At 64.7% G+C, this 13,519-nt stretch carries 10 protein-coding genes; 5 read left to right on the top strand and 5 right to left on the bottom strand.

Annotation, left to right across the window (positions count from 1 at the left end):
- The first annotated feature begins 511 nt into the window (after positions 1-511).
- The 5 genes from AC1POX_RS07175 (at position 512) to AC1POX_RS07155 (ending at position 5,663) form a co-directional block, all read left to right on the top strand.
- Positions 512-904, top strand: a complete 393-nt coding sequence (locus AC1POX_RS07175; protein ID WP_003487850.1) for a PTS sugar transporter subunit IIA — start codon at positions 512-514, stop codon at positions 902-904.
- Positions 897-1,166, top strand: a complete 270-nt coding sequence (locus tag AC1POX_RS07170; RefSeq protein WP_481108598.1) for an HPr family phosphocarrier protein — start codon at positions 897-899, stop codon at positions 1,164-1,166. The genes AC1POX_RS07175 and AC1POX_RS07170 overlap by 8 nt, the downstream gene beginning before the upstream one ends.
- Positions 1,167-1,224: 58 nt before the next feature.
- Positions 1,225-2,955, top strand: a complete 1,731-nt coding sequence (gene ptsP / locus AC1POX_RS07165) for a phosphoenolpyruvate--protein phosphotransferase (protein WP_014090700.1) — start codon at positions 1,225-1,227, stop codon at positions 2,953-2,955.
- A gap of 407 nt (positions 2,956-3,362) precedes the next feature.
- On the top strand, positions 3,363-4,724 hold the full coding sequence (mgtE, locus tag AC1POX_RS07160; protein WP_003487859.1) for a magnesium transporter: 1,362 nt from the start codon (positions 3,363-3,365) through the stop codon (positions 4,722-4,724).
- 201 nt (positions 4,725-4,925) lie between these two features.
- Positions 4,926-5,663: a carboxylesterase family protein gene (locus tag AC1POX_RS07155; protein ID WP_008571972.1), complete on the top strand. Its 738-nt coding sequence runs from the start codon at positions 4,926-4,928 to the stop codon at positions 5,661-5,663.
- Between the two features lie 60 nt (positions 5,664-5,723).
- On the opposite strand, the gene cydB is transcribed toward AC1POX_RS07155, so the two are convergent.
- The 5 genes from cydB to AC1POX_RS07130 all read right to left on the bottom strand — a co-directional run bounded on the left by cydB (position 5,724) and on the right by AC1POX_RS07130 (position 13,096).
- Positions 5,724-6,740 (bottom strand): cytochrome d ubiquinol oxidase subunit II, encoded by a 1,017-nt coding sequence (gene cydB / locus AC1POX_RS07150; RefSeq protein WP_218196386.1) that lies wholly within the window; start codon positions 6,738-6,740, stop codon positions 5,724-5,726.
- Positions 6,740-8,140, bottom strand: coding sequence for a cytochrome ubiquinol oxidase subunit I (locus AC1POX_RS07145; protein WP_011348156.1), 1,401 nt, complete (start codon positions 8,138-8,140; stop codon positions 6,740-6,742). The genes cydB and AC1POX_RS07145 overlap by 1 nt, the downstream gene beginning before the upstream one ends.
- A 277-nt stretch (positions 8,141-8,417) precedes the next feature.
- On the bottom strand, positions 8,418-9,647 hold the full coding sequence (locus AC1POX_RS07140) for a dipeptidase (protein ID WP_122272504.1): 1,230 nt from the start codon (positions 9,645-9,647) through the stop codon (positions 8,418-8,420).
- Between the two features lie 588 nt (positions 9,648-10,235).
- Entirely contained in the window at positions 10,236-11,624 is a 1,389-nt protein-coding gene (locus AC1POX_RS07135) for an amino acid permease (RefSeq protein WP_057680702.1), read from the bottom strand.
- A 410-nt stretch (positions 11,625-12,034) separates the two neighbouring features.
- The gene (locus tag AC1POX_RS07130) at positions 12,035-13,096 is read right to left on the bottom strand and encodes a pectate lyase family protein (protein ID WP_218504427.1); all 1,062 of its coding nucleotides are present in this window, start codon (positions 13,094-13,096) and stop codon (positions 12,035-12,037) included.
- Positions 13,097-13,519 lie beyond the last annotated feature (423 nt).

Genomic DNA, 13,519 nt, shown 5'->3' with positions numbered 1-13,519 from the left:
TGGGATTCGGGATTCGGGATTCGTTGCAGCGGCATCCGCGAGGTGAGCGTGCTGTACCTACGTTGAGGGCGACACGCTCGCTGGCCTTATTCTTAGGTTGGAGTGCTTGCGCGGTGGCTGGCGTGGGCGGACGCTACGCAGGCCGACGACGCTGTCGCTGATGCGACTGGCTCGCCGACGTCCCGAAAATCGCGTGGCGTTCTCCTTCGACGCGCCATGCAACGCTGCACCATCAACACGCTGGCGCCGTCACCACCAATGCGTCGGTGATATTCCGCCGCGCATGGCGACATGCCCCCGCGCGCTGCAGGGAAACGGCAGCGCCCGCTTGCCATGCAGGCCGCACTGCTGACGCTGCGCAAGCCACGGATCGCGCCACGTCGGCAGCGCGCGATGGCGACCCATGCTGCCGCCGCGTCGCCGCAGCGGTCCTAAACGGCTATTCAGTTCGCAACGCATCTGTGCAGGCAGACGCTATCGCGCAGTCATGCCGACCTGTTAACGTTTCGGCATGGCCTGTGGCATTCTCCTCATTACTCATCCCGGCATCGGCGCAGCGTTGTTGAACGTGGCGACGGGGCTGTTGCGGCAATTGCCGTTGAAGACCGAAGCATTCGACGTGCCGTTCGATGCAGACCTGGACGCGTTGCTGCCCCAGGCGTCGTCGGCGATGCGCCGGGTCGACAGCGGCGACGGCGTGCTGGTCATGACCGACCTGTACGGCGCCAGCCCCAGCAATCTGGCCAACCGTCTGGCCAAGCTGGGCACCCCGGTTCGCCGGGTGTCCGCACTGAGCCTGCCGATGCTGCTGCGCGTGATGAACTACCCCGAACAAGGATTGCAGGAGCTGCCCGCCACTGCGGCGGCCGGTACCCGCAACGGAGCGATCATCGACGATGCTTGAACGCGAACTCATAGTTTCCAACCGACTCGGACTGCATGCGCAGGCCACCGCCAAGCTGGTGCAGACGCTGTCGTCGTATCGCAGCAACGCCACCTTGGCGGCCAAGGGGCGCGAGGTGAATGCCAAGAGCATCATGGGCGTGATGCTGCTGGCCGCAGGCCAGGGCACCAGCGTGGTGGTGCGGCTGGATGGCGAAGACGAAGCCGAGGCCTTGCAGGCGCTGGTGGACCTGTTCGAGCGTCGTTTCGACGAGGACAGCTGAGCATGTGCGGCGTCGGTGCCGTTGCGACCGACACGGCGCCGCTGCGCCAGGGCCGCGCATGAGCCTGCGCCTGCGCGGACATGGCGCTGCACGCGGCAACGCGCTTGGCCGCGCACGCGTGCGCCAGAGCCATACCCTGGAAGTGGCCGAACAACGCGTGCCCGCCAATCAGGTGGAAACGCAGCTGCAGCGCCTGCATGCCGCCATCGCGTCGGCACGGGTCGAGATGCAGCAGCTGCGCGACCGCCTGCACGGCGCACTGGCGCGCGAAGTCGGCGAATTTCTCGAGCTGCATGCATTGCTGCTCGATGACCCCGAGCTGCTGCAAGGCCTGGATGAACTGATCCGCACCCACCGTTACAGCGCCGACTATGCCTTGCGCGTACAGCGCGACCGCCTGGCGGCGGTGTTCGACGGGATGGAGGATGCGTATCTCAAGAGCCGCATGGACGATCTGGATCACGTGATCGGCCGCATCCATGCGTTCTTGCACAAGCGCGCTCCCGACCTCAAGGGTGTGGCCGGCGAAATCCTGGTGTGCGACAACGTGGCACCTTCCGAGCTGGCGCAGCTGCAGGCGCAAGGCGTGGTCGGCATCGTCACCACCGCCGGCAGCACGCTGTCGCACAGCGCGATCCTGGCGCGCAGCCTGCACCTGCCGTTGGTGGTGGGCGTCAGCGACGCACTGCAGCGCATCGAAGATGGCGATGTGCTGATTGTCGATGCCGGCTCGGGCCAGGTGATCGTCGACCCCAAGCCCGAACATCTGCGCGACTATCGCGAGCGCCTGCGTGCGCTTGCCAAGGAACAGCGCGAGCTGGGCCGGCTACGCTCCAAGCCCACGCGTACGCGCGACAACGTCGATATCACTCTGCTGGCCAACGCCGAATCGCTGGAAGACGTGGCCAACGCGCATGCGCTCGGGGCCAGCGGCCTGGGCTTGTACCGCACCGAATTCCTGTTCCTGCAGCGCAACGAACTGCCGGACGAAGACGAACAGTTCCACACCTACCGCGACACCGTGCTGGGCATGAGCGGCCGCCCGGTCACCATCCGCACCCTGGATCTTGGCGCCGACAAGGCCGACCGCACCGGCCTGACACTCAGCGATGAGGACAACCCGGCGCTGGGTCTGCGCGGCGTGCGCCTGTCGCTGGCGCGGCCGGCGGTGGCGCAGGCGCAATTGCGCGCGATCCTGCGTGCGTCCGGCTACGGGCCGGTGCGCATCCTGGTGCCGATGGTCAGCGGCCGCGAAGAAATCCTGCAGCTGCGCAAGCAGTTGAAGAAGCTCACCGCACAGCTGCGCGCCGAAGGCCACGAGATCGCCGAGCACATCCCGCTGGGTGCGATGATCGAAGTGCCGGCTGCGGCATTGGCGCTGGACTGCTTCATCGACGATATCGATTTCCTGTCCATCGGCACCAACGACCTGGTGCAATACCTGCTGGCGGTGGATCGCAACAACGAGGCGTTGGGCGAGCTGTACTCGCCCCTGCATCCGGCCGTCCTCAGGCTGATCGCGCAGGTCATCGCCACCGGGCGCACCTACGGCAAGCCGGTCGCGGTGTGCGGTGAAATCGCCGGCGATCCGCGTTTCGTACCGATGCTGCTGGCGCTGGGGCTCACCGAGTTCAGCCTGCATCCGGCCACATTGCTGGAAGTGCGCCGCGCGGTACGCGACACCCATCTGGGCGAGTTGCGCGTGCACGGCGAAAAATTGCTGCGCGCCCGCGATCGCAAGGGCATCGAAAAATGGCTGGCTGGCCATGCGCAGGGGCTGCTGCGGTAATTGCGGCACGCAGCGCCCGGCCGCGCGGCCGATGCTTGAAGACCTGGGTTTCCTTCAGCACGGCGTTCGACACGCTCGCAGTCCTGAGGCAGGCCCAGACGGTGGCGCGAATCGGCATGCACCGCTTGGGCAGTGCGATTGCTGCGCGCACCAGTCACGCCCGCTCGCACCGCGTTGATCGCCTCCTTGTCGAAAAGCGCCGAAGATGCCGCCTGCATCGTCAATCGCGTCCCGCTCCATGCACCTTGAGCAGCTCTCTCGGCTTGGCTGCGTCCACGGCGCACGTCCTGCGCAAACGCGCCGCAGCGGCCCTGTATGTTTCGTCACCATGCGCAAGCGATAATGCCTTGCTGGCCCAGCACCGCGTCCTTTACTGATGGCGCGTCCACTCTTCCGGGAAGCCGCGCATGGCCGAAGCCGTTCGCCACGACAAAACCGCGCGCCAGCTACGCCTGCTGTCCGACGCGCTGGATAGCGGACGCCTGGGGCCGGTACGCCGGTTGGTCAATACGCTGGCGCCGGCGGAAATCGGCAACCTGCTCGAATCGCTGCCACCGGGCAAGCGCGAAGTGGTGTGGGGGCTGGTCGATCCGGAAGACGATGGCGAGGTGCTGCTGCATGTCGGCGACGAAGTGCGCGAAAGCCTGCTGGCCGACATGGACCCGGACGAGATCGTGGCGGCGGTCGAAGACCTGGACATCGACGATCTGGCCAACCTGGTCGAAGACCTGCCCGACACCGTCATCGATGAAGTGCTCAAGTCGATGGACCGCGAAAACCGCGAGCGGCTCGAGCAGGTGCTGTCGTATCCGGAAGACACCGCCGGGCGTCTGATGAACCCGGACGTGGTCACCGTGCGCGCCGACGTCAATGTGGACGTGGTGCTGCGCTATCTGCGCCTGCGCGGCGAACTGCCCGACCACACCGATCATCTGTACGTGGTGAGCCGGCGCCACCAATACCTGGGCCGCGTGCCGCTGGCGGCGCTGGTCACCCACGAAGACAGCACGCCGGTCAACCGGCTGATCGACGACGAGCAACCGGCCATCGATGTCGGCGACGGTTCGGACGAAGTGGCGCGGCGCTTCTCCGACCACGACTGGATCTCCGCGCCGGTGGTGGACGACAACAACATCCTGCTGGGCCGCATCACCATCGACGACGTGGTCGACATCATCCGCGAGCAGGCCGAGCACCAGGCCATGAGCGCGGCCGGTCTGGACGAAGACGAAGACATGTTCAGCCCGGCACGGCGCGCATTCCGGCGCCGCCTGATCTGGCTGAGCATCAATCTGTGCACCGCGTTTCTGGCGTCCAGCGTGGTCAGCAGGTTCGAGGGCACTATCGAGAAACTGGTGGCGCTTGCGGCGCTGATGCCGATCGTTGCCGGCATGGGCGGCAATGCCGGCACCCAGGTGCTGGCCCTGATGGTGCGCGGCCTGGCGCTGGGCCAGATCGGCTCGTCCAACGTGATGACCTTGCTCAAGAAAGAGCTCACCGTCGCGCTGATCAACGGGCTGTGCCTGGGCATCGGGCTTGGCTTGATCGTGCTGGCCTGGTTCCGGCAACCGATGCTATCGCTGGTGATCGGCACTGCATTGACGGTGAACATGCTCACTGCCGCCTTCGGCGGAGTGCTGGTGCCGGTGACGCTGAAACGGTTGGGCTTCGATCCGGCGTTGGCCGGTGGCGTGATCCTGACCACCTTGACCGACGTGATGGGCTTTTTGAGCTTCCTGGGCCTGGCCACGCTGATCCTGCTGCCCTGACCTGCGGTGCCTGGCCTGGAGCGTGTCATGCACGCGATGACGACAAGCAGATGAATATTCGACAGGAATCGCCTCGCCTCGACACGCCAGCGCACCGGCATGCGGTAATACTGCACCCATGTGATCGGTCGGGAGAGCTGCGTGATTCGTCGTTGTCTTGTTGTCATTGCCTTTGCGCTACTGCTGGCCGGCTGTTCCAGCATGGCTGAGCGCCACCACGACGAACGCCGCGGCCACTTCGTCACCCGTACGCTGAAACTGGAAGGGCGCCTGTACCGCTATCAAGTGTTCGTGCCCGCGTCCAAGGTGCCGCAGCCGCGGCCCATCGTGCTGTTCCTGCATGGCTCGGGCGAGCGCGGCGATAACGGGCGCGATCAGGCCGAAGTCGGCCTGGGCCCTTACTTGAGCGAACACACTGCCGATTTCCCCGCGCTTGTCGTATTGCCGCAAGTGCCCAATGACGAAGAGTGGATGGGCGTCAATGCGCGCATGGCAATCGCGGCGCTGGATGCGGCCAGCGCCGAGTTCGCTGCCGACCCGCAGCGCACCTACCTCACCGGCATTTCGATGGGCGGCTATGGCGCCTGGGAAATCGGGCTGATGCAGCCGCAACGGTTTGCGGCGATCGTGCCGATCTGCGGTGCACTCAAGGCACCGCGCGATGAGCGCCGCACCTTGTACGTGAGCCTGGTGGCGAAGGAAGCGGACCCGTACACCGCGGCAGTGACGCAACTCAAGCACGTGCCGATCTGGATGTTCCATGGCGCCAAGGACGATTCGGTGCCGCCGCACGACGACCGCGCGCTGTACCGCGCCGCCAAGGGCGTCGGGGCCAATGTGCGCTACAGCGAATATCCGCAAGGCAACCACAACGCCTGGGACGCAACCTATGCGGACCCGGCGATGTGGGAATGGATGTTCAAGCAGCGCCTGCGCTGATGTTGTGCAGCGCCACGCCGGCCCTGCGCCGGCATGGCGGCATGACATGGCCGGTGCGCCTCAGTGGTGATACCCGGTGTCAGCGGTGATCTTGCCGCGGAATACGCGGTACGACCATACCGTGTAGCCCAGGATCAGCGGCAGCAGCATGATCAGTCCCACCATCGCGAACAGTTGCGAAGACGGCGGCGCGGCAGCCTGCCAGATGGTGTAGACCGGCGGCACCAGATACGGCCACATGCCCAGCACCAGACCCAAAAAGCCCAGCACGAACAGGCCCATCGCCAGCAGGAATGGCAGCGCATCCGAGCGCGCGGCCTCGCTCGCACGCCATAGCGCCCCCCCCGCGATGGCGACCAGCAGCGGCACCGGCATCAGCCACAGATAGTGCGTGCCACTAAACCAGCGCTCCATCACATGCGACTGCAGCGACGGCAACCAGGCGCTGACCAGGCCGATGAAGATCAACACGCTGATGGTCAACGGTCGGCTCAACTGCCGCGCCAACTGCTGCACGTGGCCTTCTGTCTTGAGAATCAGCCAAGTACTGCCGAGCAGCGCATAGCCGAACACCAAGGCGGCGCCCGTCAGCATCGCGAACGGGCTGAACCAGCCCCAGATGCCGCCGACATAGCGGTCGTTGTCGATCGGCAGGCCCTGCACCAGCGCCCCCAGGATCACGCCCTGCGCGAAGGTGGCCAGGATCGAACCCGCAGCAAACGCATTACTCCACAAGCGCCGCGAGCGATGCGCCTTGAAACGGAATTCGAATGCAACGCCGCGGAACACCAAGGCCATCACCATCAACAGCACCGGCAGATACAGCGCCGACAAGATCACCGCATATGCCTTGGGAAATGCGGCCAGCAGCCCTGCCCCGCCGAGCACCAGCCAGGTTTCGTTGCCGTCCCAGATCGGCGCGGCGGTGTTCATCATCAGATCCAGCTGCGCTTCGTCCTTGCGGAACGGCGCCAGGATGCCGATGCCGAGCACGAAGCCGTCCAGCACCACGTACATCAGCACCCCGAAGCCGATCACCGCAAACCACGCCACCGGCAATACGCTGTTCATCTCCATCATGCAGCTCCGTCGATCGGTGCATCCGCTGCCGACAGCGGGCGTGCGGGCGTGTGTTCGCCATGGTCCAGATGCGGCGCGTCGGCATGTGGGGTGGGGCCTTGCTTGCCGATCTTGACCAGGTACCAGATGCCCCAGCCGAACACGAACGCGTAGCCGGCCACATACACCGCCAGCGAGATGGCGGTCATCAGCGCAGACTGCGGGCCCACCGCATCGGCGGTGCGCAACAAGCCGTAGACCACATAGGGCTGCCGGCCGATTTCGGTGACGAACCAGCCGGAAATCAGCGCGATGAAGCCGCTCGGCAACATCCAGCGCCAGACCGCCAGCAACCAGCGCCATTGCACCAGCTTGCCGCGCCATAACGCGAACGCAGACACCCAGGCCACCAGCAGCATCAATGAGCCGATGCCCACCATGATGCGGAAGGCGAAGAACACCGGCGTCACCGGCGGGCGCTCGCTTGCCGGCACCGACGTCAGTGGCGCGATGCTGCCATCCGGGCGATGGGTCAGGATCAGGCTGCCCAGGCGCGGAATCGCCACCTCATAGTCGTTGCGCTCGGCCTGTGCGTTGGGTAACGCAAACACCACCAGCGGGAATCCCTCGCCCGGCTGTTCGGCATGCCAGTGCGCTTCCATCGCGGCGATCTTCATCGGCTGATGCTTGAGCGTGTTCAAGCCATGCATGTCGCCGACGACGATCTGCAGCGGTACGGCGATCGCGGCAAACACCACGGCCAGCTTCAGCATGCGCAGCCCTGCCTGGCGATGTACGCCACGATGCAGATACCACGCGCCCACTGCACCCACCACGAAGCAGGTGGTGATGAACGAGCCAAGCGCCATGTGCGCAAGCCGGTACGGGAACGAGGGATTGAAGATGATCTGCAACCAGTCCACCGGATGCACGATGCCGCCGATGACCTCGTAGCCGGCCGGGGTCTGCAACCAGCTATTGGACGAAAGAATCCAGAACGTGGAAAACAGCGTGCCCAGCGCCACCATGCAGGTGGCCAGGAAATGCAGGCGCTCGGAAATTCGACCCCAGCCGAACATCATCACGCCCAGGAAACTGGCTTCCAGAAAGAACGCGGTGAGCACTTCATAGCTCAGCAGTGGCCCGATCACGCCACCGGCCACGCGGCTCAATTCCGGCCAGTTGGCCCCGAACTGGAAGGCCATCACGATGCCGCTGACCACGCCCATGCCGAAGGACACGGCAAAGATCTTCTGCCAGAAAAAATACAGCTCGCGCCAGACCGGCAGACGCGTGCGCAACCAGCGCCATTCCAGAAACGCCAGCAGGCTGGAAAGCCCGATGGTGAATGCCGGAAACAACACGTGGAACGCAATGACGAATCCGAACTGGATCCGCGATAACAGCAGTGCGTCCATGGAGAACCCTCCAGGAAAAAAGTGATCGTCGGCGTGCAGGTCGCAGCGCGATCGCCGGAATGCATTGCATCGAGCGATCGCGCGCGCGCTGCTGCGCTACGCGATCATGATAGGGACGGTCGCGCCCGTTCCCGATGCGACACGGCGTCGCATCTGCGACAAATTGCCGCCCTTGTACTGCGGTACGCCACACCGCCCGCCTCTGCTGGGCAGTGCGCGTCGACAGGCGGTGCAAGACCGGCCATGCCGAGCGTCCCAGAGCCAGGCCGTGGCAACGCTATGGCCGCACCCGCTCCCAGATCCGCAGAAAATTGCCGCTATACACATCCACGATGCGTTGCGTGGGCCAGCCGGCATCCAGCATCGCCTGCGTGAGCTTGGGCAGATCCGCCCCGCTGCGCATCCCGGTCGGCAGGCTGGAAATGCCGCCATCGAAATCGCTGCCGAAACTCAGGTGTTTCCATGGATCTTCGACGATCCCCATGGCGGCAATCTGCCGGGCGAACGCTTCGTAATACCCAACGACAAAGGCAAGATCGGCATCCATGTCCGGCGTGCCATCGGCCAGATAGGCGTGTTGCAAAAAGTACGGCGCCAGGATGACGCTGATGCAGCCACCGGTCTGCACGATGGCACGGATCGCCGCATCGTCGAGCGCCCGGTCCAAGTGACGTGAGGGCCGCGTTTCCACACCACGCGTGACGCTGCGCGATGCGCCATGCGAGACGAAGGCCGGCACGTCGCGACGGATGCAGATGCCGCAAGCGTCAAGGATCCCCTGGCTCGAGGTATGCGAAAGATCCACCAGAAGCCCGGCATCGATGCAGCGCTCCACCACCTGCCGGCCAAACGCCGTCAGCCCCGCGCCCTTCTTCTCGCGCCACGGATTGAGCGATGCATAGCCGGCCTGGGAGATGTCGGTATGGCTGAAATGATTGAGCGTCAGATAGGCGGCGCCGTCCTTGGCCGCACTGTCCAGACGCGCCAGCCGCAGCGCCTGGCTGCGGTGCCCGCGTGGCCCAAGCATGTGCGCCCCCTCCAACGACAGGATGGCGCTGCACAGACCCGCTGCGCGAATCGCGCGGAGCTCGGCGGCGCTGCGTGCCAGCCGCATTCGCCCGCCGCTGGCCGCCACCATCTCCTGGACATAGCGCCGATGCTCCACCCAGTGTTTCCAGGGGTCGAGAAAAGGCACGCCGATGAGGTTTTCCCAGAGTGCATGGGCGCTGAAACACGCACCGCCATAGCCGCCCGCGAGAAAGTCCGGGCCGCTCACGTGGTACATCAGCGGTTGGTTGCGACCTCGCGGCGAGGTCTTGGACATCAACCAGAGGATCGGAGAACGCCGATGTGCTTTCCAATCGCCCTTCCAGAAATCGAAGCCGCCTAGCCGCGACAGATACAGCGAATCCAGATGCGTATCGACCGGACACGCCAACGCATGCACTGCTTCCAGCGTGAGCGGCGGGGCCACGTCGGCCAGATTGTCGGAGGAAACTGCATGCATGGGCGAACCCCGGCAATGACGTCTGACGACGTCGCCAATAAAAGCGCGTGTTCCGCGTTGAAGATCCGGTCGCTATTCTTCGAGCGCCCTGGTGGGTGGAGCATGTGCGTCCAAAGGAGAATAACCGAACTGGACCGTCAGATCCCCGGGGCGAGTGCCCGGCCCGAGAGAAAAACGCAGGACTGCTGACGCGTTTCTCGTTTCGCAGCGCACCGCGTCGGTGCGGGGGTTTTTTCGTTATTGGACCGGCCGTTGTCTCACCAGGAATCGACGGGGCCCGGAGGCTTTTGGCGACGATGCCGCATGCCGGGATGGGGAGCCCGCCGATATCGGCTAAGAGCAGCTGACAGAACTGCTGCGCAACCGCAGCGGCTCCTGGACAGGTGGGTTAGTGTGCGTGCGAGATTGCGGACGCACTGCGCTGATGCCGTGGTCCGTGGCCAGGCCGACGCCTGAACACATCAATGTCGCCAGCAACGACGGGGGCAATTGCCGGTTGCACTCGCGTCATGAGCGCTGGCCGCCGGTTACAGCTGACATGCCCGCCAGCGCACACAACGCACCGCGTACTGCCACGCTTCCAATCCCTCACATCCGCGCACGCAGGCGCCGCGCAACTTCGCTGACCGCTGCGATGACTGCGGTCAGCGCGACCATCGAGAGGAATTGCGCGCGCGTATCGGCCGAAGAGGCCAACAACACGAAGATCACGCACAGGATGACCAGCGCCAGCACGGTCAGAAACGGATAGCCGCGCATGCGGAACGGCAACGCAAGGCCGGCACGGTCCGCGCGGGCGCGCAAGATCAGTTGCGATACCAGCGAGATCGTCCACACCAGCAGGCAAGTGGCGCCGACGATGTTGAGCAGCATTGGCAACACCTTGTTCGGATACAGCAACTCCAGCGCTGCGGCGGCGAAGCCGAACAACACGCTGGCGATCACCGCCACCAGCGGCACTTGCTCGCCGCTGGTCCTGGCCAGCAGCCGCGGCGCTTCGCCGCGCTGGGCCAGCGAGAAGATCATCCGCGAGGCGCCGTACAGATTGGCGTTGAGCGCCGACAGCAGCGCGACCACCGCCACCAGGGTGATCGCCGTGGCGGCACCGGGAATGCGTGCCACTTCCAGCACGGCCGCGAACGGCGAGCTGAGCGCGGCGCTGGTCCACGGCACCACCGCCACGATCACGCTGATCGACCCGATATAGAACACCAGGATGCGCCAGGCGACAGTGCGAATGGTGCGCGCCAGGCTACGTCCGGGGTCGGCGGTTTCCGCGGCGGCCACCGCCACGATTTCGGTGCCGCCGAAGGCAAACACCACCACCAGCAACGCCGAGCCGATACCGGCCAGGCCCTTGGGCGCAAAGCCGCCGTTCTGGGTGAAGTTGGACAGCCCGGGCGATGCCACTCCGGGCAACCAGCCCGCCAGCAACGCCACGCCGATCAGCAGGAACACCACGATCGCCAGCACTTTCAGAATGGCGAACCAGAATTCGAACTCGCCAAAGTTGCGCACGCCGAGCAGATTGATCGCAGTGAACGTGGCCATGAACAGCAACGCCAGCAACGGCACCGGCAACGCCGGCCAGACCGTGGCCAGCAGCCCGGCGGCACCTACCGCTTCGGCCGCAATCACCACCACCACCTGAAACCACCACAGCCAGCCCACGGTGGCGCCGGCCGTCGGGCCCATCGCATCGGCGGCGTACACCGAGAATGCCCCGCTGGCCGGCTTGGCGGCGGCCATTTCGCCCAGCGCGTTCATCACGATGATGACCAACGCCCCGGCAATCAGATACGAGATCAGTACCGCCGGCCCGGCCGCGTGGATGCCCACACCGGAACCCAGAAACAGCCCGGCGCCGATCGCCGTGCCCAGGCCCATCATCATCAATTGCCGCGGCTTCAGCGCATGGCGCAATGCAGGCGCGGCGGGCGCAGCGGTCTCAGCAACGGAATCGGTCGGAAGCGGCATGGACAGGCTTGCATGGATGGAATCGCGACACGATACCGCGTCGCAGCGCCTGCCGCGCCTCTTGACGCCAGCCCGGGGAAGGAGTGGCGACCTCGCGCGATCGCGCCTTGCGCGCGGGTTTGCAGCAGCCACGCCCGGCAACCTGCCGGTGCGCGCCGCCACCTGACGGCCGATGCAGCGTGCGCCTGTCACCTGTCGTCTCCAAGAGCCGGGCAAAGCACATCCCCGAACAAGCCGGGGACGTGCCTCGATGCCTCCAAGAGCCAAGAGCCATCATGTGCGCAGCTTCCGGATGGACGGCCGCTACTCGTCATCGGCTTGTCCCCGGACACGCTACGATTGCTGTGCGCCGCCCAGGCCCTCCTGACCAGCGCTCGCTACAGCTCATTCGCGCTTCCGGGCGCTACCGGTCACTCCGCCAGGTTCTTGCCCGCACCCGCGGTGGCGATCACCTTGGCCTTGACCTGTGCTGCCGGCGTCACGGTGTAGATGTAGCCCAGCGACTCCGGGAACACCTTGGAGCTCACCCAGTTGGTGGCATTGGCGTAGGGCTTGCTGCCGTCCGGCGTGCTCCAGGTGATGCCGCTGCCAACGTAGTTGTTGATCAGGTCCCAGTAGCCGATCTCGCTGCTGTCGCGCGAAGTCACCGGGTTCTTGATGTTCTCGAAGTAGTTGGACTCGATCTTGGCCACCCCCCCCATGCGCACGTTGATGCCCGAGGTAAACACATTGCTGAAGTAGTTGTTGTAGATGTGGCTCAAGCCGCGGCGCTGCAATGGCAAGCGCGATTCCACGTTCTCGAAGCGGTTGTGGTGATACGTGGTGCGCGCAGCCGAGTTCTTGGTGTCGCTGTCGCTGTAGCCATTGAGCGCGACCTTTTGATAGTTGTAGACATAGTTGTAGGACACGGTGACGTGGTGCACGCCCTTCTTCATGTCGATGCCGCCATCGAAGGAGGCATCGCCTGCACCGGAGCACTTGGTGAGCGAGGCGAAGATGGTGTTGTGGTCGATCCAGATCTTGGACGGCTCGCCGCTGGAGTTGCCTTCCAGCGAAATCGAATCGGCATCTTCGCCGCCTTGCAGCAAACCGATGGTCATGTTCTGGATGATCACGTTGTGCGCATTGCCTACCACACGCACGCCGAAGTTCGCCGACGAACCATTGGCGCCCTTGATGGTGACATCGCTCTTGTTCTTGATCTGTACGGTCTTGGCCGGCAGCTTCCATTGCGCGCACACGTCCTTGATGGTGCCGAAGTCGAACTGGCCGGTGTAGTTGAGCACCAGCCCGCCGCTGCCGGAATAGTTGTCGATGGCGGCCTGCACTGCTTCGAACGTCGCCACGTTGACTGGCGTCTTGTTGCCGCCGCCGGTAGTGGCCGCACCGTAACCGACCGGGCCGGCAATCGCGCCCGCGGCGCAAGCGGACAGTGCAAGCGCGAGTGCGCCCTGTAGCGTCTTGATGATCATGGAGCCTCTCCCAATGAAGTCGACAAGCAATGCCGGCCGTCTGCGCAGCGGCGACGACAACGGCAAGGCGATGCGTGGGGGGCTGCATTCTTCGCGCGATTTAAAACATAAAACAATTATTCATCTTCGAAACTTAGACACACCGCGGTGTTCTCTTTCCGGGACATGCAAAAGGGACAGCGAAGGACAGCCGGGACAGGACACGCCAATGCCATGCGATAGCCCTGTGTTGATCGACGCATGTTTGCATGTGCTGCAGACGCCGGCGATGCGCAGGCGTTCGGGCGTGCAGAGCGATTGCGCCTGTAACCGTGACGATCCACGTGCCGACGCAGCGACAGGCATGGGCGCACCCAGTGCATGCCTGGTGATGGCAGCTGGCCAACTGCAATGCAGTCATGCATTGCAACACTGCATCTACAT

The organism is Xanthomonas sp. NCPPB 3442, from assembly GCF_056725145.1.
The sequence above is the reverse complement of the archived record's forward strand: the minus strand, read 5'-3'. Positions and strand labels throughout refer to the sequence as shown.

Excerpts from the sequence above, each read along its gene's own strand:
- AC1POX_RS07175 (WP_003487850.1), top strand. The coding sequence starts at position 512 with ATGGCCTGTGGCATTCTCCTCATTACTCATCCCGGCATCGGCGCAGCG.
- AC1POX_RS07170 (WP_481108598.1), top strand. The coding sequence starts at position 897 with ATGCTTGAACGCGAACTCATAGTTTCCAACCGACTCGGACTGCATGCG.
- ptsP (WP_014090700.1), top strand. The coding sequence starts at position 1,225 with ATGAGCCTGCGCCTGCGCGGACATGGCGCTGCACGCGGCAACGCGCTT.
- mgtE (WP_003487859.1), top strand. The coding sequence starts at position 3,363 with ATGGCCGAAGCCGTTCGCCACGACAAAACCGCGCGCCAGCTACGCCTG.
- AC1POX_RS07155 (WP_008571972.1), top strand. The coding sequence starts at position 4,926 with ATGGCTGAGCGCCACCACGACGAACGCCGCGGCCACTTCGTCACCCGT.
- cydB (WP_218196386.1), bottom strand. The coding sequence starts at position 6,740 with ATGGAGATGAACAGCGTATTGCCGGTGGCGTGGTTTGCGGTGATCGGC.
- AC1POX_RS07145 (WP_011348156.1), bottom strand. The coding sequence starts at position 8,140 with ATGGACGCACTGCTGTTATCGCGGATCCAGTTCGGATTCGTCATTGCG.
- AC1POX_RS07140 (WP_122272504.1), bottom strand. The coding sequence starts at position 9,647 with ATGCATGCAGTTTCCTCCGACAATCTGGCCGACGTGGCCCCGCCGCTC.
- AC1POX_RS07135 (WP_057680702.1), bottom strand. The coding sequence starts at position 11,624 with ATGCCGCTTCCGACCGATTCCGTTGCTGAGACCGCTGCGCCCGCCGCG.
- AC1POX_RS07130 (WP_218504427.1), bottom strand. The coding sequence starts at position 13,096 with ATGATCATCAAGACGCTACAGGGCGCACTCGCGCTTGCACTGTCCGCT.